At 69.9% G+C, this 19364-nt stretch carries 22 protein-coding genes; 10 read left to right on the top strand and 12 right to left on the bottom strand.

The annotated features are described in order from the left end of the window. Positions 1-61: 61 nt before the first annotated feature. Positions 62-802, top strand: a complete 741-nt coding sequence (recO, locus tag LPC10_RS05145) for a DNA repair protein RecO (protein WP_231345747.1) — start codon at positions 62-64, stop codon at positions 800-802. Between the two features lie 121 nt (positions 803-923). Further along, entirely contained in the window at positions 924-3170 is a 2247-nt protein-coding gene (gene parC, locus LPC10_RS05140) for a DNA topoisomerase IV subunit A (RefSeq protein ID WP_231345746.1), read from the top strand. A gap of 45 nt (positions 3171-3215) precedes the next feature. On the opposite strand, the gene LPC10_RS05135 is transcribed toward parC, so the two are convergent. The 3 genes from LPC10_RS05135 to LPC10_RS05125 all read right to left on the bottom strand — a co-directional run bounded on the left by LPC10_RS05135 (position 3216) and on the right by LPC10_RS05125 (position 5871). Further along, positions 3216-3984, bottom strand: a protein-coding gene (locus tag LPC10_RS05135; RefSeq protein WP_231346938.1) for an IS5 family transposase whose coding sequence is annotated in 2 segments (ribosomal slippage) — positions 3216-3686 and positions 3688-3984 — 768 coding nt in all. Because the reading frame shifts where the segments join, the coding sequence is not laid out codon by codon here. A 172-nt stretch (positions 3985-4156) separates the two neighbouring features. Then, on the bottom strand, positions 4157-4432 hold the full coding sequence (infA, locus tag LPC10_RS05130; RefSeq protein WP_003600463.1) for a translation initiation factor IF-1: 276 nt from the start codon (positions 4430-4432) through the stop codon (positions 4157-4159). Positions 4433-4758: 326 nt separating this feature from the next. After that, on the bottom strand, positions 4759-5871 hold the full coding sequence (locus LPC10_RS05125; RefSeq protein ID WP_231345745.1) for a branched-chain amino acid ABC transporter substrate-binding protein: 1113 nt from the start codon (positions 5869-5871) through the stop codon (positions 4759-4761). A gap of 182 nt (positions 5872-6053) precedes the next feature. Here LPC10_RS05125 and LPC10_RS05120 point away from each other — a divergent pair, with 182 nt between their 5' ends. The 4 genes from LPC10_RS05120 to LPC10_RS05105 all read left to right on the top strand — a co-directional run bounded on the left by LPC10_RS05120 (position 6054) and on the right by LPC10_RS05105 (position 8908). Continuing rightward, the gene (locus LPC10_RS05120; protein WP_012452917.1) at positions 6054-6377 is read left to right on the top strand and encodes an XdhC family protein; all 324 of its coding nucleotides are present in this window, start codon (positions 6054-6056) and stop codon (positions 6375-6377) included. A 219-nt stretch (positions 6378-6596) separates the two neighbouring features. Further along, positions 6597-7313: an XdhC family protein gene (locus tag LPC10_RS05115; protein ID WP_231346969.1), complete on the top strand. Its 717-nt coding sequence runs from the start codon at positions 6597-6599 to the stop codon at positions 7311-7313. Positions 7314-7317: 4 nt separating this feature from the next. Next, positions 7318-8328, top strand: a complete 1011-nt coding sequence (locus tag LPC10_RS05110; protein WP_231345744.1) for a molybdopterin-binding protein — start codon at positions 7318-7320, stop codon at positions 8326-8328. Continuing rightward, entirely contained in the window at positions 8315-8908 is a 594-nt protein-coding gene (locus LPC10_RS05105; protein ID WP_231345743.1) for an NTP transferase domain-containing protein, read from the top strand. Before LPC10_RS05110 ends, LPC10_RS05105 begins: the two co-directional genes overlap by 14 nt. Before the next feature lie 6 nt (positions 8909-8914). Here LPC10_RS05105 and LPC10_RS05100 read toward each other — a convergent pair whose 3' ends face one another. Both LPC10_RS05100 and LPC10_RS05095 read right to left on the bottom strand, forming a co-directional pair. After that, positions 8915-9076 (bottom strand): DUF2256 domain-containing protein, encoded by a 162-nt coding sequence (locus LPC10_RS05100; RefSeq protein WP_231345742.1) that lies wholly within the window; start codon positions 9074-9076, stop codon positions 8915-8917. After that, positions 9076-9948: a methionyl-tRNA formyltransferase gene (locus LPC10_RS05095; RefSeq protein WP_231345741.1), complete on the bottom strand. Its 873-nt coding sequence runs from the start codon at positions 9946-9948 to the stop codon at positions 9076-9078. The genes LPC10_RS05100 and LPC10_RS05095 overlap by 1 nt, the downstream gene beginning before the upstream one ends. A 165-nt stretch (positions 9949-10113) precedes the next feature. Between LPC10_RS05095 and LPC10_RS05090 the strand changes: the two genes are divergently transcribed. Continuing rightward, positions 10114-10848 (top strand): SDR family NAD(P)-dependent oxidoreductase, encoded by a 735-nt coding sequence (locus tag LPC10_RS05090; protein WP_231345740.1) that lies wholly within the window; start codon positions 10114-10116, stop codon positions 10846-10848. 6 nt (positions 10849-10854) lie between these two features. On the opposite strand, the gene bcsS is transcribed toward LPC10_RS05090, so the two are convergent. Next, positions 10855-11616, bottom strand: coding sequence for a cellulose biosynthesis protein BcsS (bcsS, locus tag LPC10_RS05085; RefSeq protein WP_231345739.1), 762 nt, complete (start codon positions 11614-11616; stop codon positions 10855-10857). 287 nt (positions 11617-11903) lie between these two features. On the opposite strand from bcsS, the gene LPC10_RS05080 reads away from it, so the two are divergent. Continuing rightward, positions 11904-12500 carry an exopolysaccharide biosynthesis protein gene (locus tag LPC10_RS05080; RefSeq protein WP_108938978.1) on the top strand — a complete coding sequence of 199 codons (597 nt, stop codon included), beginning with the start codon at positions 11904-11906 and terminating at the stop codon, positions 12498-12500. 267 nt (positions 12501-12767) lie between these two features. On the opposite strand, the gene LPC10_RS05075 is transcribed toward LPC10_RS05080, so the two are convergent. From LPC10_RS05075 to LPC10_RS05065, 4 genes are all read right to left on the bottom strand, one after another. Continuing rightward, entirely contained in the window at positions 12768-13655 is an 888-nt protein-coding gene (locus tag LPC10_RS05075; RefSeq protein WP_133091305.1) for a metal ABC transporter permease, read from the bottom strand. Continuing rightward, the gene (gene aztA, locus LPC10_RS05070; protein ID WP_231345738.1) at positions 13652-14542 is read right to left on the bottom strand and encodes a zinc ABC transporter ATP-binding protein AztA; all 891 of its coding nucleotides are present in this window, start codon (positions 14540-14542) and stop codon (positions 13652-13654) included. The genes LPC10_RS05075 and aztA overlap by 4 nt, the downstream gene beginning before the upstream one ends. Beyond that, positions 14539-14670, bottom strand: a complete 132-nt coding sequence (locus LPC10_RS25540) for a hypothetical protein (RefSeq protein WP_255700735.1) — start codon at positions 14668-14670, stop codon at positions 14539-14541. Before LPC10_RS25540 ends, aztA begins: the two co-directional genes overlap by 4 nt. Before the next feature lie 160 nt (positions 14671-14830). Beyond that, positions 14831-15007: a hypothetical protein gene (locus tag LPC10_RS05065; RefSeq protein ID WP_231347152.1), complete on the bottom strand. Its 177-nt coding sequence runs from the start codon at positions 15005-15007 to the stop codon at positions 14831-14833. On the opposite strand from LPC10_RS05065, the gene LPC10_RS05060 reads away from it, so the two are divergent. Then, the gene (locus LPC10_RS05060) at positions 14927-15508 is read left to right on the top strand and encodes a Fur family transcriptional regulator (RefSeq protein ID WP_231346968.1); all 582 of its coding nucleotides are present in this window, start codon (positions 14927-14929) and stop codon (positions 15506-15508) included. The genes LPC10_RS05065 and LPC10_RS05060 overlap by 81 nt on opposite strands. Positions 15509-15593: 85 nt before the next feature. Here the strand turns inward: LPC10_RS05060 and LPC10_RS05055 are convergent, their stop codons facing one another. After that, the gene (locus LPC10_RS05055) at positions 15594-17099 is read right to left on the bottom strand and encodes a sugar transferase (RefSeq protein WP_231345737.1); all 1506 of its coding nucleotides are present in this window, start codon (positions 17097-17099) and stop codon (positions 15594-15596) included. A gap of 877 nt (positions 17100-17976) precedes the next feature. Further along, positions 17977-18312: an antibiotic biosynthesis monooxygenase gene (locus tag LPC10_RS05050; protein ID WP_231345736.1), complete on the bottom strand. Its 336-nt coding sequence runs from the start codon at positions 18310-18312 to the stop codon at positions 17977-17979. Between the two features lie 449 nt (positions 18313-18761). Between LPC10_RS05050 and LPC10_RS05045 the strand changes: the two genes are divergently transcribed. Beyond that, complete coding sequence (locus LPC10_RS05045; protein WP_231345735.1) at positions 18762-19169, top strand: helix-turn-helix domain-containing protein; 408 nt, start codon at positions 18762-18764, stop codon at positions 19167-19169. Positions 19170-19364: the final 195 nt, after the last annotated feature.

The raw sequence follows: 19364 nt of genomic DNA, 5'->3' as shown, positions 1-19364 counted from the left end.
CACCCCGATTTCGGCGTGCAAAGCAGTCCCGTTCCGGCCTCGGAATGACTATCTCTCTTCCATGCAATGGACCGACGATGGCCTCGTGATCGGCCTGCGCAAGCACGGCGAGACCGGGATCGTGCTCGAACTGATGACGCCGGAGCACGGACGCCATCTCGGGCTCGTTCATGGCGGCCGCTCGCGGCGGATGCAGCCGATGCTTCAGCCCGGCAACACGCTGCGCGCCACGTGGCGGGCGCGGCTCGACGGGGCGCTCGGCTCCTACGCCGTCGAGCCGCTGAACATGAACGCCTCGCGGCTGATGGATTCGGGGTTGGCGCTCTACGGTGTCGCGCATCTCTCGGCGCTGCTGCGGCTTCTCCCTGAGCGCGACCCGCATCCGGACCTCTACGCGGCGGCACAGGTGCTGATCGGCCATCTCGACGATCCCGAGATCGCGCCCGCGCTGATGGTGCGGTTCGAACTGGCGCTGCTTGCGGGGCTCGGCTTCGGTCTCGACCTCTCCCACTGCGCGGCCACAGGCGCCAACGACGCCCTGGTCTACGTGTCCCCGAAGAGCGGGCGCGCGGTCAGCGCCTCGGCTGGCGAGCCGTTTCGCGATCGCCTGCTGGCGCTGCCACCCTTCCTGCGCGACCGCGACCAGCCCGGCAGCGGCTGGCGCACGCCCGACGCCGGCGACGTTCGGGAGGGGTTTACCTTGACGGGGTATTTCCTCGATCAGCATGTCTGGCGCCCACGGGCGCAAGACACGCCGCAGGAACGCGCACGATTCGTCGCACTCGGCACTGGCCAGAGTTGACCGTGTTCGTGTTATGTTCTGGTGCGTTTCGAGAGGCACCGTGACCCGTCAAGACGGAGAACGGTGGCGGACGCCGACGCAGGGTCGGCGCCCGGAGTGAACTGACGATGTGGAGTGAGTGATGGGCCAGCCCGTCCTGCCGCCGCCGAGCGATGGCATCGAGAGCGTCGAGCTGAAGACGGCGCTGGAGGAGCGCTACTATGCCTATGCGCTCTCCACGATCATGCAGCGCGCGCTGCCCGATGCCCGCGACGGCCTCAAGCCCGTGCACCGGCGCATCCTCTACGGCATGCGCCTGCTGCGGCTCGACCCGACCTCGGCTTTCAAGAAGTGCGCGAAGATCGTCGGCGACGTGATGGGTGACTTCCACCCCCACGGCGATCAGGCGATCTACGACGCGCTGGTGCGCCTCTCCCAGGATTTTGCCCAGCGCTACCCCCTGGTCGATGGCCAGGGCAATTTCGGCAATATCGACGGCGACGGACCGGCGGCCTACCGCTACACCGAGGCGCGGCTGACCGAGGTCGCCCGGCTGCTGCTCGACGGGATCGACGAGGACACGGTCGATTTCCGCCCCTCCTACAACGGCGAGAAGGAGGAGCCCGTCGTCCTGCCGGCGGCCTTCCCGAACCTTCTCGCCAACGGCAGCCAGGGCATCGCGGTCGGCATGGCGACCTCGATCCCGCCGCACAACGCCGCCGAACTCTGCGACGCGGCGCTCTACCTGATCCAGAACCGCGAGGCGACGTCCGAGCAGCTCTGCACCTTCGTGCAGGGACCGGACTTTCCGACCGGCGGCATCCTGATCGATACGCCCGAGACCATCCGCGAGGCCTACCGCACCGGCCGCGGCGGTTTTCGCGTCCGCGCCCGCTGGGCCAAGGAGGAGCAGGGGCGCGGTACCTGGAACATCGTCGTCACCGAGATCCCCTACGGCGTGCCGAAGGCCCGCCTCATCGAGAAGCTCGCCGACCTGCTCCAGGAGAAGAAGCTGCCGCTGCTCGCCGACGTGCGCGACGAGTCGGCCGAGGACGTGCGTGTCGTGCTGGAGCCGCGCTCGCGCTCGGTCGATCCGGTGATGCTGATGGAATCGCTGTTCCGGCTCTCGGAATTGGAGGCGCGGGTCCCGCTCAATCTCAACGTGCTGGTCGGCGGGGTCGTCCCCCGCGTCATCGGGCTCGCCGAGTGCCTGCGCGAATGGGTCGATCACCGCCGCGTCGTGCTGCAGCGCCGCTCGAGCTACCGCCTCGGCCAGATCGAACGGCGCCTCGAAATCCTCGGCGGCCTACTCATCGTCTATCTCGACCTCGACGAGGTGATCCGCATCATCCGCGAGGAGGACGACCCGAAGGCTTCCCTGATGGCCCGGTTCGAACTCACCGAGGTCCAGGCCAACGCCATCCTCGACACGCGCCTGCGCTCGCTCCGGAAGCTCGAGGAGATGGAGCTGAAGCGCGAGTTCGAGGAACTCACCAAGGAGAAGGAGGGGATCGAGGCGCTGCTCGGCTCCGAGAAGCTCCAGTGGACGGAGATCACTAAGCAGATCCGCGCGGTGAAGAAGACGTTCGGGCCGGAGACGAAACTCGGAAAGCGGCGCACCACCCTGGAAAACCCGCCGGACACCGCCGGCATCGACTTCACCGCCGCCATGGTCGAGCGCGAGCCGATCACCGTCATCCTGTCCGAGAAGGGCTGGATCCGCGCGCTCAAGGGGCACGTGACCGAGCTGTCGGGTGTGGCCTTCAAGGGCGACGACACCCTGAAGGTCTCCTTCCTCAGCGAGACCACGGCAAAGATCCTGCTGCTCGCCTCGAACGGCAAGGTCTTCACCCTCGAAGCCTCGAAGCTGCCCGGCGGGCGCGGCTTTGGCGATCCGGTGCGGCTGATGGTCGATCTCGACGACGGCACCGAGATCGTGGCCGCTCTGCCCTACAAGCCCGAGAGCAAGCTGCTGATCGCCGGCTCGGACGGGCGCGGCTTCATCGCGCCGTCCGACGCACTGGTCGCCAACACCCGCAAGGGCAAGGCGATCCTCGGCCTCGACGAGGGGGCGAGCGCGGTGCTGCTGGTGCCGGCCGAGGGCGACCACATCGCCGTCTGCTCCTCCGACAAGCTGATGCTGGTCTTCCCGGCCTCCGAGGTGACGGAACTCGGTCGCGGCAAGGGCGTGCGCCTGCAGCGCTGCCGCCAGAGCCAGCTCGCGGATGCCTGCGTCTTCACCCTGGCGGAGGGCTTGCCCTGGCGCGACGGCTCGGGCCAGGCGCGGCTCGCTCAAAGCGCGATGCTGGAGAAGTGGATGGGCCACCGCTCCGATGCCGGCACGCTGATGACCCGCAGCTTCCCGAAGTTCGAGCGGTTCGGGAAGTAATTTTTGGGAGTTTTGGGCGGTGCCCTATGGGGCGCCGCTTAGAACCTATTCCGGTAGGGTTTGTTGAGCGGCGATGATCCCGCAGGCGAAGTGGACGAGGGCTCGGTAGTTCCGGGGCTTTTTGGGCCAGCGGATGAGGATGCCACGGAAGCGGTTGAGCCAAGCGTGGGCGCGCTCGACGACCCATCTGCGCGCCTTGGCCCCGCGGTGGCGTTTGGCGTGGATCTCCTCGCCTCGGCGGCGCAGGTGGAGGGTGAAGCCGCGCTCCTCGACCAAGGTCCGGGAGGTGGCGTAGTCGTATCCCTTGTCGAGGCACAGGTGCAGGGGCGAGCGTCTGGTCGGTTTGGGCCGGGCGACGGGTACGGCGTCCAAGGTCTCACCCATGAGAAGATGGTCGTTGACGTTGGCGCCCGCGATGACGACGCTGATCGGGACGCCGCGTCCGTCAGTGAGCACCGAGCGCTTGACCCCGCGCTTGCCGCGGTCGGTCGGGTTGGGGCCGGTTTTTTCCCCCACCCAGGGGCGCCTTGCCCATGGCTGCATCCAGCGACAACCACGTCCAGTCGATCCCGACCAGATCGTCGTAGGCCAGCAGGCCCTCCCGCCAGAACGCCTCGAACACCCCGGCCTGCGTCCACTCCTGGAACCGGCGATGGGCCGAGGAAGAGGTGCAGATCCCGGTGGCGGTCAGGGCGTTCCACTGGCATCCGGTGCGCAGCACGAACAGGATCGCGTCCATCGCCTTGCGATCGGGCGTCCGCGGGTTGTGACAGCCCAGAGGATGAGGCGGACGTGGAGGCAGCAAGCGCTCCATCCGCGCCCACAGATCGTCGGGCAGGCGATAGCCGTCGTCCAGAACTGACGGCTTGCTCGGGCGGCGCTTGCGAGGCTCGGTCATCCCGACAAACTAGGGCGCCGAGCCTCAGCGCCTAGCGAGATAGGTTCTTAGCAGGCTCGATCAAAAAACGAAGGGCTGTCCGCCGCTCTTAGCGGCGGCGGAACTGCTGACCGCCGCGCTGGGGCGGACGCGGACCGGAACGCTCGTCCTTGTGGCGGAACACGAGGCGACCCTTTTCGAGGTCGTAGGGGGACATCTCGACGGTGACGCGGTCGCCGGCCAGGGTCTTGATGCGGTTCTTCTTCATCTTGCCGGCCGTGTAGGCGACGATTTCGTGGCCTTGGTCGAGCTGCACCCGGTAGCGCGCGTCCGGCAGGATCTCGACGACCAAGCCGTCGAACTGCATCAATTCCTCTTTCGCCATGCACCTGTCTCCGGCCGGGCTGCCTGCACAGGGCGCTCCGGCAAATCCAAAATCGGTCTATTGTGCGAAACGCGCGGCGCTGCGGGTCCGATCCGCTCGGGACGAGAGGCGTCAGCGATGCCGGGCGTCGGGCGCCTTTCGCGAAACTCCCGGATCGGGGAGTCCCCCCTTCGGCCGAGCAAGCGGCACGACGGGCGTTTCGCGAAGGGCACCAAGCCTGCGACTTAAGCGTCTGAGGCGGTTTGTGCAAGAATATCCGCCGCGGAATGACCGCCTAAGCTCGACCGCAGGCGGGATTTTCCGGCGCAAACCGCCGCGTGACACCCCTATGGCGAGCTTTCATTGCCGGCAAAGTCGAGCCGCCCGTCGGGGAGCCGGCGCCACGCCGTGACGATGAAGGGCGGCTTCACGAGATCGCCGCCCGCATCGAACGCCACCTCGCCGAGAACGGTTCGGAGCGGGGCGCCGCCACGCAAGGTGGCCGCAACCTTGGCCGGCTCGGTCGAGCGTGCGCCCTCGATGCCTTGCCGCATCACCTCCACCGCCGCGTAGGCCGGGCTGGCGAACAGGTCGGCCTCGGGCCCCCGCGGCGTCTTCGTGCCCCTCGGTTCGGGCAGGCGGGGCGGCGCGGCCGGGACTGTCATCAGCGTGCCCTCGGCGCCGGGAGCTTGCGCAAAGTCCTTGTCGAGCAGGCCGTCGCTGCCGATCATGGTTGTCGTCAGGCCGGCCTCGCGCATGGCCCGGATCAGGCTTGCAGCCGGCGCCGCCAGGCCGCCGAAATAGATCGCCTCGATCCCGAGCGCCCGCAGCTTGGCGACGAGCGCGGCGGACTCGCGGTCGTCGCGGGAAACGCCCTCGAACAAGCGTTCCCCCCCACCGCGAGCCTTGAGGGCACGGGCGGCCTCGTCGGCGAGACCGCGGCCGAAGCTGGTCTTGTCGTGGACGATAGCGACCGGCTTGCCGCGGAACCGCTCGGCGAGAAGCGCCCCGCCGAGCGCGCCCTGCTGCGCGTCGCTACCCGAGAGCCGGAACAGCAGGCCGGCGCCGCGGCGGGTCAGCGGGGCCCAGGTCGCACCGGGCGTCACCGAGAGGATGCCGGTCTCCTCGTAGACTTGGCTCGCCGCCGCGCTCGCCCCCGAGGTGAGCGGGCCGATGACGAAGCGCACGCCGCTTCCCGCAAAGCGACGGGCGATCGCCGCCGCCTGTTTCGGATCGGCGGCATCGTCCTGCACCACGAGCTGAAGCTTTCGGCCCACCACCCCGCCCGCGCGGTTGATCTCGGCCACCGCCTGCTCGGCGCCGAGCCGCGCCCCCTGGCCGAACCCGGCATCGGGCCCGCTCAGGGGGACGGCGAGCCCGATCTTCAGCGGCTCGGCGGCCGCGAGGGGGCCCGCGAGCGCGACGGTGAGAAGGATTGCCCACGCGCTCCGCTTCGTCACACCACGCCCTCGTCCGGTTGCCGAAAAATCGCCGGACCTTGATGAGGTCCGCCTTTCTGGCTGGCAAGCGCCTCCGTTAGCCGCATTGCGGAAACGGTTGGCATCCCTGCCTCGCACGCCTACCTCTCCCGTGACGGGACGGTCGGGGGCGGCGGAACCGCGCTATTCAGGACGGGAAGCCCATGCTCTCCACCGAGGACGATATCCTGCGCGCCGCCGAGGGCTGGCGGCGGGAGGGGCGCGCGGTCGCGCTCGCCACCGTGATCGAGACCTGGGGCTCGGCGCCCCGCCCGGTCGGCAGCCACCTCGTCATCGACGGCGACAGCCGCTTTCTCGGCTCGGTCTCCGGTGGCTGCGTCGAGGGCGAGGTCATCACCGAGGCGCTCGACGTGATCGAGGACGGGCGCCCCCGCACCTTGGAATTCGGTGTCGCCGACGAGACCGCGTGGCGGGCCGGGCTCTCCTGCGGCGGCCGCATCCGCGTCTTCGTCGAACGCATCGATTGAGCCGAGCCCGGTGATCTTCCCCTCCACGCCCTCATCCTGAGGTGCCGGCGCGACGCGGAGGCCTCGAAGGATCCTCCCGATCCCGCCCGGTCCCTGGAAGAACCTTCGACGCCGCTTCGCGGCACCTCAGGACGAGGGCTTGAGTTGGACGAAGGTCGCGGGGCTCCGCCGGCTTTCGCGTCGATCCCCGATTTGCTGAATCTCTTGACCGAGACCACCATGCGCCTCGACACCCTGTCGGCCCTCAATGCGGAGCGCGCGGCGCGCCGCCCGGCCCTGATCGTCACCGATCCCGAGGATGGCAGCCAGCGTCTCGTGCGCGCCGCCGAGATCGACGCCGACCCGCTCGGGCCCCTGCTGCGCGAGCGCCTGCGCAGCGGCAGGAGCGGCCTCGGCGAGGGGCTCGACGGGCGCTCCGTCTTCGTCGCCGTCCACGCGCCGCCGGTGCGGTTCGTCGTGGTCGGCGCGGTGCACATCTCTCAGGCGCTGGTGCCGCTCGCGAGCCAGCTCGGCCTCGACCTCACGGTGATCGATCCGCGCACCGCCTTCGCCAGTCCGGAGCGGTTTCCCGGCGTGCGCCTCATCGCCGAATGGCCGGACGCCGCGCTTCGCGAGATCGGGCCGCTCGACGCCTACACGGCTTTGGCGGCCCTGACGCACGACCCCAAGATCGACGACCCGGCGCTCATGACGGCGCTGCGGGCGGAGTGCGCCTATATCGGGGCGCTGGGATCGCGAAAGACCCATGCGAAGCGCGTGGAGCGCCTCAGGGAGGCGGGGTTCGACGAGGCGGCGATCGGCCGGATCCACGCGCCGATCGGGCTCGATATCGGCGCGGTCTCGCCGGCCGAGATCGCGCTGTCGATCCTCGCTCAGCTCGTCGCGATCCTGCGCAAGGGTCGAACAGCGGACCGCGACGCGGCGGCGGGGCGCTGAGACCATGCAGTTCGGACCCGTTGCGACCCGCGACAGCGCGGGGCTGATCGCGGCTCATACCGTGCGCGCCGAGGGCGCGAGCCTGAAGAAGGGCCGGCCGATTCCCCCCGAGGCGGCGCTGCGTCTCGCCGAATCCGGGGTTCCCGAGATCCTGGCGGTGCGGCTCGATCCCGGCGATGTCGGCGAGGATGCAGCAGCGGCCCGGCTTGCCCACCATCTCGCGGGGGAGGGCTTGCGGGTGGAGGCGCCGTTCACCGGGCGCTGCAACCTGTTCGCTGAGGCCGCGGGCGTCTTCGTGGTCGAGCCCGCCCGCATCGACGCCGTCAACGCCGTGGACGAGGCGATCACGGTCGCGACCCTTCCGGCCTTCCGGCCGGTGGCTGCGGGCGAGATGGTGGCCACCGTCAAGATCATCCCCTACGCGGTCGCCGCCGCGCCGCTGGAGCGGGCGCTCACGGCTTCCGCCGCGCCGCCGATGCGGCTCGCGCCCTACCGTGTCGCGCGGGTCGGCGTGGTCTCGACGCTGCTGCTCGGCCTGAAGGCGGCCACCGTTACCAAGACCCTGCGCGTGCTGGCCGACCGCTTGGCGCCGACGGGCGCGCGGATCGCTGCGGAGGCGCGTGTACGGCACGAGGCCGACGCGGTCGCGGGTGCCTTGGCCGCTGCGGTGGCGGAGGGGGCGGAGCTGGTCGTGGTGTTCGGCGCCTCGGCCATCGCCGACCGGCGCGACGTGATCCCCGCGGGGCTGGAGGCCGCCGGCGGCCGGGTCGAGCAGTTCGGCATGCCGGTCGATCCCGGCAACCTGCTGCTGCTCGGCGCCCTCGGGGATGTGCCGGTGATCGGCGCGCCGGGCTGCGCCCGCTCGCCGAAGGAGAACGGCTTCGACTTCGTCCTGCACCGCCTGCTTGCGGGCCTTCCCGTGACGCGGGCCGACATCGTGCGCCTCGGCGTCGGTGGCCTGCTCACCGAGATTCCGCTGCGCGGCCAGCCGCGATCGGGCGGTGACGGTGCCTGAGCCGCGCATCGGCGCGGTAATCCTCGCCGCCGGCCTCGGCTCCCGGTTCGGGCCGGCGCCGAAGATGCTCGCGCCCTATGCCGGCCGGCCGATGGCGCGCCGCGCCGCTGAAGCCGCCCTGGCCTCGGCAGCGCGGCCTGTCGTGGCGGTCCTGGGCGCCCATGCCGGGACCGTGAGGGCCGCGCTGGCCGGCCTCGACCTGACGCTGGTCGAGAACCTCGAGCCCGCCGCCGGCCTCTCGGCCTCGCTGCGCCTTGGGCTCGCCGCCCTGCCGCCGGAGACCGAGGCGGCGGTGGTTCTGCTCGGCGACATGCCGCGGATCGAGGCGGCTCATATCGACGCGCTCATTGCGGCCTATGCGGCGGCCGAGCCGCGCCCCTCGGCGGTGGTGCCGGTGAGCGGCGGGCGCCGCGGCAACCCGGTTCTGCTCGACCTCTCCCGCCTCGCTGCCGACCTCGCCGCGCTGACCGGCGACCGCGGCGCCGGGCCGCTCCTGAAACGGCGCGGCGACGTGCTGGAAGTGCCGTCCGATCGGGCGGTGATCTTCGATGTCGACACGCCGGAGGGGCTTGGGGGATGAGGGTGGTCAGGTCTGACGCGCCGCGCACTTCGCCTCCGCCCGGCAGCGGTCGGAGCAGTAGCGCACCTCGTCCCAGACCCGCTCCCACTTCTTGCGCCACGCGAACGGGCGACCGCAATGGGCGCATATTTTTTGGGGGAGGTCGCCCTTTCGGCGCATCGGCGGCATCAGTTTGAGCGCCCGATCTGCCCGGCCTCGTTGAGCGGCACCGGGCTCCAGCGGGTGAGCTGCACGTAGCCGTCGCGGGCGGCCACCACGACTTGGCGGCGGTAGCGATGGACGATCGTGCCGGGAGTGTGGCGGTGGGCCTCCTGCCAGCCCTCGGCGGCGGCCACGAAGACGCGCGACGGGCCGAGCCGGGCGATGGTCTCGATCGCGCCGAAGGCGCGCACGCGCCGCAGCACCTCAGCGACGTCCTTGCGGAAGTCGAGGGTGCGGTCGGCATCGTTCACCCGCGGCCAGTAGGAGCCATCCCCCTGCGGCTCCGCCTTGCGCCAGCGCTCGGCCAGATCCCTCCCGATCGGGCCGAGGACGAGGCGGCGGGCCGCCATCTGGCACTTGGTGAGCAGCGTCTCGTGGGTCTCGTGGCCATCGACGGGAAAGATGTCCTGGGCCAGGATGTCGCCGGTGTCGAAGCCCTGCTCGGCGAGCACGTGGGCGGTGACGCCCCAGCTCTCATAGCGATCGAGCACCGCCTTGAAGAGCGGGTAGGGGCCCCGCCCCGTCGGCAGTGGCGAGGGGTGGAAGTTCAGCGCGTAGCGCACCCGCCCGTGCCACCCCCGCACGAGCCAGGGATAGCCGGCCACGACGAGGACCACATCGCGGCCGTGCTCCTGGGCGAGCCGCTCGATGTCGTCGGGCAGGAGCCGCGAGAGCTGGATCGGAATGCGGTGGTGCCGGGCCTGCGCCACCACGACCTCGTTGAAATCGTAGATGCCGTCGCAAGGCCGGGTGAACAGCTTCACCGGCGTCCATCCGGCCTCGATCAGCCCGTCGAACACGCCGCCGAGAAAGTCGATGCCGGCGAAGGCGAATTTCATGGGTGGTTCGGTCCCGTGGCTGGCCGCCCTGCGACGTTCGGCGCGGGTCTGCGGCGGCGGAGGCCGGCTCCACGCCGACCGGCCCCGCCTTAGCTAATGGATTTCGAGCGGGGGCGACATCTATGCGCGGCATCTTCGCGCGAAGTCCGCTCGGCAGGGGGCTTCATGGAACGGGTCGTGATCTACGGGGGGACCGGCGGCATCGGCCTTGCCACAGCACGGGCCCTGCGCGCCCGGGGCGTGGCGCTCCACCTCGTCGGGCGCGATGCCGGGCGCTTGGAGCAGGCGGCGTCCGACCTCGGCGAGACCGGCTTCACCGCGGGCGACGCCACCGATCCAGCACTGTTCCAGCGCGTCGCGGACGAGGCGGGCGACCGCCTCGGCGGGCTCGTCTACGCGGTCGGTACGATCCAGCTCGCGCCGCTCGCCAAGCTCGATCCGGCCCGCATCGAGGCGGATTTCCGCATCAACGCCCTCGGCGCCTTCCTGGCGGTGCAGGCGGCGGCGCCCGCGCTCAAGGTCGGTGCAGGGGAGAGGAGTTCGGGCGTGGTCCTGTTCTCCACCGTGGCCGCCGCGCAGGGATTCTCGCACCACGCCTCGGTCGCCATGGCCAAGGGAGCAGTCGAGGGGCTTGCCCTTTCGCTCGCGGCGGAACTCGCGCCCGCGATCCGGGTCAACGTGGTTGCCCCCTCGCTGACCCGCACGCCGCTCGCCGAATCCATCACCCGCAACGCGACTTTGGCCTCCGGCATTGCCTCGATGCACGCGCTCCAACGCCTCGGCGAGCCCGAGGACGTCGCCGCGCTCGCTGCCTTCCTCGTCGGCCCGGAGGCGGGCTACGTCACCGGGCAGGTGATCGGCGTCGATGGCGGGCGCTCCTCGCTGCGCACCAAGGGTTGAGCCGTTTCACAACGTGTTCCAGATCGCGAGGGAGACGTAGGGGCTCCACTGGTTGAGCGGCGTCTCAAGCTGACCGCCGGCGGAGAGACGGAAGCGGTAGCCGCCTATCGCGTAGTCGGTGACGTGCAGCCCGAGGCTCCATTTCCGGTAATCGGTCTGGTCACCGTAGACGCTGGCCTCCGGGCCGAGATAGGCGCCGAACAGCGCCGTGCCCCAGGACAGCCGGGCATAGGCGTCGCCGCGGGCCGAGCCGAGGATGGCGGTCGCGGTCAGCAGCGTCGTCTCGGTCGGCCGTGCCCAGACTTCGCCGTGCAGGCGCAGACCCGCCCGCAGGGGGAGCACCTGTACCAGGCCGGAGCCGGACACCGTTTCCCAGGACGCCTCCGGGCCGGCGAACACCGTCACCGCGCCCCATTCCCGGATGAACTGATAGCCGGCGAGCGCCGCGCCGAGGGCGGTGAAGCGCACCATCGTCGGCGCCCGGCCGCCGCCCTCCAGCCGGGCGCCTCCACCCGCTGTCACCAGTGCGACGGGGCCATCCCGGTCGAAGCGGTCGAAGACGAGTTTCGCGCCACTGGCGGAGAAGGTCGAGGCGCCGGCCTCCATGCTGCCGAACAGGACGGCCCGCAGGGGCGCGTCGTCGGCTCTGGCCGGAGCGCACAGGAGGCCGGCGCAGAGAGTGAGGAGGGCGAGCCAGGGAGCCGCGCGGGCCGCCGACGAGGAGGCATCGTCATCGTCGACGGGGATGAGAGAGGCGCGTTTCGACATGGTTGGTCGCGCGGAATTCAGTGAAGCAACCAATGGTTGTCACGATTCGCGGCATCAGTTAAGCAAAAGTTTACAACTTAAGATAAGTTGGTCGTGTGAAGCACCTTCAAGTGATGTATCTGCCCTGCCAAACAACCTGAGAGCGGATTTGTGCGGTGTGGCAAGGCACGCGTGCGGAGGCGATGGCGCTTGGCGGATGGTCCGGCTTGGGCTAGAGCCGCGCTCACCGAACCATCAACGGCCGAGCCGGTTTGTCCTCCGCTGCCCGCACCTCCGACGTTCTCACGATGCTTGCGAGCCAGGAGAGCGAGCGGCTGACCGTCGGCGACATCGTCGCCGTGCTGCGGGACCGCGCCTTCGCGCTGCTCGTGGTGCTGCTCGGTTTGCCCAACTGCCTGCCGATGCCGCCGCCGATCCCGCTGGTCTGCGGATTGGTCCTGCTCGTCATCGCCATCCAGATCGTCGCCGGGATGTCGGCCCCGTGGCTGCCGCGGCGGCTGCTCAACCAATCGATCGCCCGCGCGACGGTGGAGAAGGCGGTGAACCGGGCGGTGCCGCTCCTGCGCCGGCTGGAGCGCTGGTCGCGCCCGCGCTTGAGCGTGTTCGACGGGGCCGTCGGCATGCGCGGCATGGGGGTCCTGATCCTGGCCCTCGCCCTCGCGCTCATCGTGGCGCCCCCCTTCTTCGGCCAGATCCCGCTCGGGCTCGCTGTTTCGCTGATCGGCCTCGGACTGGTTGAGCGTGACGGGTTCGTCGTCCTGATCGGCCTCCTGATCGGCGGTGTTGGTGTCGGGATCTCGATCGGCTTCGTCTACACCCTGTTCGCCAGCCTCATGGGCGCCTTCGCCTGGCTGTCGCAGGCGATCCCCGGCCTCGGTCTGTAAGGCGGCGTCCGGTCCATCGCGTCGCTCTTGCCATCCGCCGTCATCGCGAGGCTCGGCGCCAGCGATCCGGCTGTGCGATCATTTCCCGATGGAACGGCGCCCTGGATTGCCACGGCTTGGCCTCTTAACGGCGCAAATCGGCGACGGAGCCGGCAGGTCGCCGCGGTATGATGAGCCCTTCGCGGTCCGAGCGAGTCGATCGACGGGGCGCCCCGGATATCAGATCCAGGACGATGCTCGAGGTATCCCGAAAACTCCGGGCGCTGATCACGCCTCCAGGTGACGCCGCCGCACGAGGCGGTGGATCAGGCCGCCGCGGGGGCCGACCAGCATCGAGACGAGGTAGAGCGCGCCCGCCGCCAGCACGATCGCCGGTCCGGTCGGCAGGCGGATGCCGGCATGGTACGAGACCAGCAAGCCGGTCACGCTGGAGAGCATCGAGACCAGCATCGCGACGGGAATCAGACCCGACAGGTCGGCGGCCCAGAACCGGGCGGTGATCGCCGGCAGCAGCATCAGGCCGACCGCCAGCAGCGTGCCGAGCGCCTGGAAGCCGCCGACGAGGTTGACCACCACCAGCGCGAGGAAGGCGGAGTGGACCGGGCCGCCGGCGCGGCTCACCGTGCGCAGGAACAGCGGATCGACGCACTCGATCACCAGCGGGCGGTAGAGCAGGGCGAGCGCGACCAGCGTCAGGCTGCTGATGCCGCCGAGCAGGGTGAGCGCGTCGTCGTCGAGCGCCAGCACCGTGCCGAACAGGATGTGCAGGAGATCAACCTGCGAGCCGCGCAGCGAGACGAGGAACACCCCGCCGGCAAGCGAGATCAGGTAGAAGGCGGCCAGGCTCGCATCCTCCTTCAGCACGGTTGAGCGGGTGACGAGCCCGGCGGCCAGCGCCACCGCGAGTCCGGCCACCAGCCCGCCCAGCGTCATCGCCGGCAGCGACAGCCCGGCGACGAGAAAACCCGCGGCGGCGCCGGGCAGGATGGCGTGGCTCATCGCCTCGCTCATCAGGCTCATCCGGCGCAGCATCAGGAATACGCCGAGCGGCGGCGCCGAGAGGGACAGCGCGAGGCAGCCGGCCAGCGCCCGGCGCATGAAGCCGAACTCGACGAAGGGGCCGACCAGCAGATCCGTGAGGTCGGCGAGCGTCATGACACGGCCCGGTGATGCGTGTGGGCATGGTGGTGGCCGTGATGATCGTGGGGAGCAGGCCCATGATCGTGGCCGTGATGCGCGTGTCCCTGACCATGGTCGTGCGCCCCCGCCGCGGTGGAGCCACCCGTGGGTGGCGCCTCATGGCGGCAGATCGCGGCGGCCTCGTCCCAGGCTTCGGAGAGGCGCAGGGCGCGGGCCAGCACCGGCGGCGTCAGCACCTCGCGGGTCGGGCCCCAGGCGATGGGGCGGCGGGCGATGACGAGCGTCGAAGGAAAATGCGCGCGCACCTGCGCGAGGTCGTGCAGGGCCGCGACCACCGTGCGGCCCTCACGGTGCCAGCCGCGGATCAGCGCGAGCAGGTCCGTGGTGGTGCGCTCGTCGATGCCGGTGAAGGGCTCGTCGAGCAGGATGACCCGCGCGTCCTGCAGGATCAGACGGGCGAACAGTGCCCGCTGGAACTGCCCGCCGGAAAGGGTACCGATCGGCCGATCCTCGAAGCCGGTGAGCCCGACCGCGGCGAGCGCGTCGATCAGGCGCGGGCGCTGGCGGGTGAGGCTGCGCCACGCGCCGAGCGGGCGCCAAAGGCCCATCGCCACGAGATCGAGGACGCTCAAGGGGAAGCTGCGGTCGATCTCGGCGGCCTGCGGCAGGTAGGCGATGGCGCCGGGCCGCGTTTCCGCCTCGACCGCCCCGTCGAGGGGGTGGATCTCGCCGACGATGCCCTTCAGGAGAGTCGATTTGCCCGCGCCGTTCGGTCCCACCACGGCGAGCAGGTCGCCTGCCGCGATGGTGCCGTCGAGATGGTGGACCGCCGGATGCCGGTCGTAGCCCAGGGTCAGGCTCCGGAACCGGATAGCGCCCGTTCGGGCCGACCCGGCACTCACGATTGCGCCCACAGGATCACCGCCCAGAGCAGGATCGACAGAATGAGGGCCGCCGCCAATCGCAGGCCGGCCCCGCTGCGGAACAGCGAGCGGCGCGGGAGGCGGACGGTCCCGCCGGCACGGGTCATGGGATCCTCGAGGATTACCGGAGCGGGCGACGTCGCGGAGGCCGGGGATGATCGCGAACCGCGCCGTTCTCCGCCTCGTTGCCCGATTGCGGCCGGACGCCTATCTTGGTGGGGCTGATACACTGTAACACGGATCGAGTTCAATCGACCCGTGTCGAGTTCAATGCTTGCCGAGTTCAGCCCCTGCCGGGGCCGAGCGGCGATACGAGTGGCACGACAAGCGGCGGTCTCGATCGCCGATATCGGGGAGGTCGGGATGCGCGGTCACGCGCCGCATGAACACGGCCAAGGCGACGGGAGCGGCGACCGTGACGCTCACGCGCAGAGTCACGCGCATCACCCTCACGGTCATGATGGGGCCGGCTGTGGCGGTGGGCACGAGGCCGGAGACGTGGTCGGGCGGGCGGAGCGTCTGTGCCAGACTCGCGGCCTGCAGTTCACGCGGCTGCGGCGGGACGTGCTCGCGGCTGTGGCGGCGGAGCACCGGCCGCTCGGTGCCTACGACATCGCCGAGCGGATGAGCGCGCCCGGGCGCCGGGTCGCGGCGGTGTCGGTCTATCGCGCGCTCGACTTCCTCACCGAGCAGGGCTTCGTCCACCGCATTTCCAGCCGCAATGCCTTCGTCTCCTGCGGACACGAGCACGGGGCGGGCGCGGGCCTCGTCTTCCTGATCTGCCGCACCTGCGGCGGCATCGACGAGATGACGGCGCCGGCGGTCGAGAGTGCCCTCGACCAGACGCTGGCGGGAACCGGCTTCAGCCCGACCAGCCGAATCTTGGAGGTCGAGGGCGAATGCGGCGCCTGCCGCGGACGCAACGACGTGCCCGATCAAGCCTGATCTTTCTCCGAAAGCCGGAGGCCGCCCTTCAGGATGATGCTCGAGCCTTTCCGGGCTCGAACCATCTGGGGTCGGAGGGTCGGGGTCAGAACGCGTTGCGGTAGGCCCGCGGCGAGGCGATCGTGCGGACGAGGATGGTGATGTCGAGCCAGAGCGACCAGTTGTCGATGTAGTGCAGGTCGGCTTGGACGCGAGCCTCCATCGCTTCGTCGGTCAGGGTCTCGCCGCGGAAGCCGTTGACCTGCGCCCAGCCGGTGATGCCCGGCTTCACGTTGTGGCGGCGGGCGTAGAGGGCGATGCGGCGCTCGAAGCTGCGGTCGTGGGCGAGCGCGTGCGGCCGGGGGCCGACGAGCGACATGTCGCCCCGGATCACGTTGATGAGCTGGGGCAGCTCGTCGAGATTGGTCCGGCGCAGCAGGGCACCGATGCGGGTGATGCGGTCGTCGTTGCGCGACGCCTGCCGGAAGGGCGCGTCGGGGGCGGCCTTCATGCTGCGGAACTTGAAGACGCCGAAGGCTTCCTGATTGAAGCCGTAGCGCCGCTGCCGGAAGAAGACCGGTCCGGGGCTGTCGAGCTTGATCAGCACGGCAAGCGCGACGAACAGGGGGGCGAGCAGCAGGAGCCCGATGCCGGCCAACGTCACGTCGAAGGCGCGCTTGAGCAGGACCTCGCCGACGGAGAGCGGACGGCGACCGATATTGATGCCCGACAGCCGCCCGACCCGGGCGACCTGAAGGTCGGGAAAGCGGTCCATCATCGTGCCGGGCCGCAGATGCAGGGCGGCGGGCACCCGCAGGAACGCGTCGATGCAGCGCTCGATGTCGGCGGGCTCCGACCAGGGCACCAGCACGAACACGTGGTCCGGCCGCAGGAAGCGCACCACCGAGACCGCGAGGTCGAGATCCTCGGCGAGCAGGGTTTCCGCGCTGGCCGTGCCGGAGGCGGGATCGAAGCGGCGCAGGTAGCTCGTGCCGACGACGCGCAGTCCCAGCGCCTCGACATCGTTGTTGGCGTAGAAATTCGTCACGTCCTCCTCGTAGCCGACGAGGTGGACGCGGCTGACCGACGGAGAGGCCGAGGTGCTGCTGCGGCGAACCAGCGCAACCGCCGCCGCGCGCACGAGGATCGTGACCGGCAGGCCGGTGAGGAAGAAGGCGACCGAGGCGACGCGGGAGAAGTCTTGCGTCGTCTTGGTCGCGAAGCCGGCCAGCAGGGCGACCGCCCAGGCCATCAGCCAGAGCGTGGCCCGGCGCTGCCCATGCGGCGTCTGCGACAGGCAGCGCTCGATGCTGTACTCGCCGCGCACGAGGTTGGTCACGACCACGATCAGGGCGAGGAAGCCGGCGGTCTGAAGGTTCATGCTCTGCGTCAGTGAGATCAGCACCCCGTCGCCGAGATAGGCGTGGTAGGCCGCATCCACCGCGAAGCCGACAGCGAGGATCGCTACGAGATCGGCGGTGAGCAGCGCGGCCGAGATGCCGACGCGAAGGGCCGTGCGCCGCCGCTGCGGCAGAAGCGCAGCCCAGACGGAACGGCGCGCCCGGTCGCCGGGCAGGCGCTGGTACTGCTGGGGTGGGCGCTCGTGAAACATGTGTCCCGCGTTGTGCTGCCCTGAGGCGGTGATCTGTCCCGAAGCGGGACGCTTCCGGTCGCCGCCCTCGATGATGCGGTTCCCTGCGCAAGCCGCGCACCGGATCCGTTCGGGCGACGGTGCCGGAGCGGCAGCGGGCTGCCCTGCGTCCGACGGACGAAGGCCGGGCCGCTCTCTCGAAGGCCTCGGTCCGTCCCGTCCGCGGGCCGAACGCGGCTGCGGCCCCGCTCGATCCAGCCGGCTCGGGTGCGGCGCCGATGTGAGACGAATGACGTGGTTTTTGCGAGGGAGTCAGTGGCTTCGCGGCGCGAGGCCGCGCGGAATCAGCGCCGATTTTTCGAGCAATTCAATATCGGCGAGCCGTCCGGCCGGGGGCGGCATACGCGTGGCCTCGGCGGGGCCCCTCGCGCGGACCATGGCCTGCGCGGGCTCGCGGCGGCGCACACGACCCTGCCGGGGCTAATCGGTGACCGCTTCGGACGCCAGCGCGTGATTCGAAGCCCGATTCTCGGCGTGCCGTCCGTCCGCCCGACCGGCGGCGCAGGAAGCGGCCCCGGACGGCCGTCCTTTCGACGCCGATCAGGCCGATTCCGGCTTCGGCCATGCCGGCGATCCCGGTCTATGCACAGGATTGTGGCCTGAGCGGATCGGTCTCATTGCCGGCTTGGTGCTCGGCGTCGCCTTGCTCGGAGAGAGGGCCGCCTCGACCGGCATCGGGCGGGTCGACGACCTCTGCGCCTTCCGCCCCCGGCTTGACGGCGGTGTTCCTGCGGTGTCAGCGCCGAGACCGAATTCCGGTGCGAGGTCGGCCGGCATCCATTTCGGCCTGCGGCCCCGTCCCGGTTCGCCGGCCGGGACGGGACCTCGGAAAACAGGATCAGGCCGCCTGCTCGTTCGCCGGCCGGGCCACCGTCTGGATCGTCTCGAAGCCTTCGAATTGCGGGTGCCCGAGATAGAGCGGCTTGGTGCCCGGCACCCGCCCATGCGCCTTGCGGAACTGTTCCGAACGGGTCCAGGCCTCGAAATCGGCCCGCGAGCGCCAGATCGTGTGCGAGGCGTAGAGGATGTGATCCTCGGCTTCCGGCCCCTTCAGCAGGTGGAATTCCACGAAGCCTTCCATCTCGCCGAGGTGGCTGTCGCGTCCGAGCCAGACCTGCTCGAAGTCCTGCGCCGATTCCTTGACGACCTTGAACCGGTTCATCGCGATGAACATGCTCGTATGCTCCCGATCTGATCGAGCCGACCACCCAGCGGCCGTCCGAATTTTATGACTCTACGTAGTCTCGCTCGTAAGCTGAAGCCGGAGCGGCTCCACCGCCTACAGCGTGAGTCCCCTGCCACAGCGAATTCGCGAGAAATCCCGCCAAACTCAAGCGATGCTTGTCGATTTCGCCGCAGGAACGTTTAGAGAACAGAAACCGAGCAGCAAACTGAAAACACCGATCCGGCAACAGGTAGGTACTTGCATTGCGTATGCACTTCATGGTGATGCTGCAGTCAGGCTAAACCACAGCGATACGGTAGCCTCGCAGCGCATCTGTCTGACCTGCCTCGGCAGTAGAAGCGTTCCGCGATGCCCGAAAACGCTGGCAAATGCTCAAGCGCCGCCGACCTGAGGTCCTTGGGTTGGTCTGCGACGTCGAACAGGGACCGTGCCGTAAGATGATGCCGAAACAGACAACCGATGTCGACCGCCTCGTCGGGCTCCGGATCACCGCGCTGCGTAAAGCACGCGGCTTGAGCCAGACCGCGCTCGGGACCGCCGTGGGCGTGACGTTCCAGCAGGTCCAGAAATACGAGAAGGGCCAGAACCGCGTCGGCGCCGGGCGCCTGCGCGAGATCGCCCGACTGCTCGAAGTTCCGGTCTCGGCCTTCTTCGACGAGGGCGACGGTGCCGCCGCCCAGGAGCAGACGGAAGTGTTCGGCTTCCTGCGCGCCCACGGGGCCGTCGATCTGCTGCGCGCCTTCGCGACGATCGAGGACGACCAATTGCGGCGCGAGGTGCTGGCGATCGTGCGCAGCGCCGCCCGCCTCGGCCGTCAGAAGGACTCGGAAGTCCTCGACGCCTGACCGCTTTTCGCCGAAGCGGAGGCAAATTCGGATTCGAGAGCCGCAGCCGATGAGCTCGGCTGCGGCTCTCGACCGGTCGAGCGGACGGAAGCGACTCCGTTCAGAGCAAGGAATGCGGTCTGCGCTTCCTGCGCAAGGCTATTCCCGCGCGAAGCCTTGTCCCTCTCGATCCCAGCCCGGTCGGGCGGTGCTGTG

Origin of the sequence: Methylorubrum sp. B1-46, assembly GCF_021117295.1 — a bacterium.
GTDB lineage: Bacteria > Pseudomonadota > Alphaproteobacteria > Rhizobiales > Beijerinckiaceae > Methylobacterium.
This window is presented reverse-complemented; position numbering and strand designations above follow the sequence as displayed.

Excerpts from the sequence above, each read along its gene's own strand:
- recO (WP_231345747.1), top strand. The coding sequence starts at position 62 with ATGCAATGGACCGACGATGGCCTCGTGATCGGCCTGCGCAAGCACGGC.
- parC (WP_231345746.1), top strand. The coding sequence starts at position 924 with ATGGGCCAGCCCGTCCTGCCGCCGCCGAGCGATGGCATCGAGAGCGTC.
- infA (WP_003600463.1), bottom strand. The coding sequence starts at position 4,432 with ATGGCGAAAGAGGAATTGATGCAGTTCGACGGCTTGGTCGTCGAGATC.
- LPC10_RS05120 (WP_012452917.1), top strand. The coding sequence starts at position 6,054 with ATGCTCTCCACCGAGGACGATATCCTGCGCGCCGCCGAGGGCTGGCGG.
- LPC10_RS05115 (WP_231346969.1), top strand. The coding sequence starts at position 6,597 with ATGCGCCTCGACACCCTGTCGGCCCTCAATGCGGAGCGCGCGGCGCGC.
- LPC10_RS05110 (WP_231345744.1), top strand. The coding sequence starts at position 7,318 with ATGCAGTTCGGACCCGTTGCGACCCGCGACAGCGCGGGGCTGATCGCG.
- LPC10_RS05100 (WP_231345742.1), bottom strand. The coding sequence starts at position 9,076 with ATGCCGCCGATGCGCCGAAAGGGCGACCTCCCCCAAAAAATATGCGCC.
- LPC10_RS05095 (WP_231345741.1), bottom strand. The coding sequence starts at position 9,948 with ATGAAATTCGCCTTCGCCGGCATCGACTTTCTCGGCGGCGTGTTCGAC.
- LPC10_RS05090 (WP_231345740.1), top strand. The coding sequence starts at position 10,114 with ATGGAACGGGTCGTGATCTACGGGGGGACCGGCGGCATCGGCCTTGCC.
- bcsS (WP_231345739.1), bottom strand. The coding sequence starts at position 11,616 with ATGTCGAAACGCGCCTCTCTCATCCCCGTCGACGATGACGATGCCTCC.
- LPC10_RS05080 (WP_108938978.1), top strand. The coding sequence starts at position 11,904 with ATGCTTGCGAGCCAGGAGAGCGAGCGGCTGACCGTCGGCGACATCGTC.
- LPC10_RS05075 (WP_133091305.1), bottom strand. The coding sequence starts at position 13,655 with ATGACGCTCGCCGACCTCACGGATCTGCTGGTCGGCCCCTTCGTCGAG.
- LPC10_RS25540 (WP_255700735.1), bottom strand. The coding sequence starts at position 14,670 with ATGACCCGTGCCGGCGGGACCGTCCGCCTCCCGCGCCGCTCGCTGTTC.
- LPC10_RS05060 (WP_231346968.1), top strand. The coding sequence starts at position 14,927 with ATGCGCGGTCACGCGCCGCATGAACACGGCCAAGGCGACGGGAGCGGC.
- LPC10_RS05065 (WP_231347152.1), bottom strand. The coding sequence starts at position 15,007 with ATGCGCGTGACTCTGCGCGTGAGCGTCACGGTCGCCGCTCCCGTCGCC.
- LPC10_RS05055 (WP_231345737.1), bottom strand. The coding sequence starts at position 17,099 with ATGTTTCACGAGCGCCCACCCCAGCAGTACCAGCGCCTGCCCGGCGAC.
- LPC10_RS05050 (WP_231345736.1), bottom strand. The coding sequence starts at position 18,312 with ATGTTCATCGCGATGAACCGGTTCAAGGTCGTCAAGGAATCGGCGCAG.
- LPC10_RS05045 (WP_231345735.1), top strand. The coding sequence starts at position 18,762 with ATGATGCCGAAACAGACAACCGATGTCGACCGCCTCGTCGGGCTCCGG.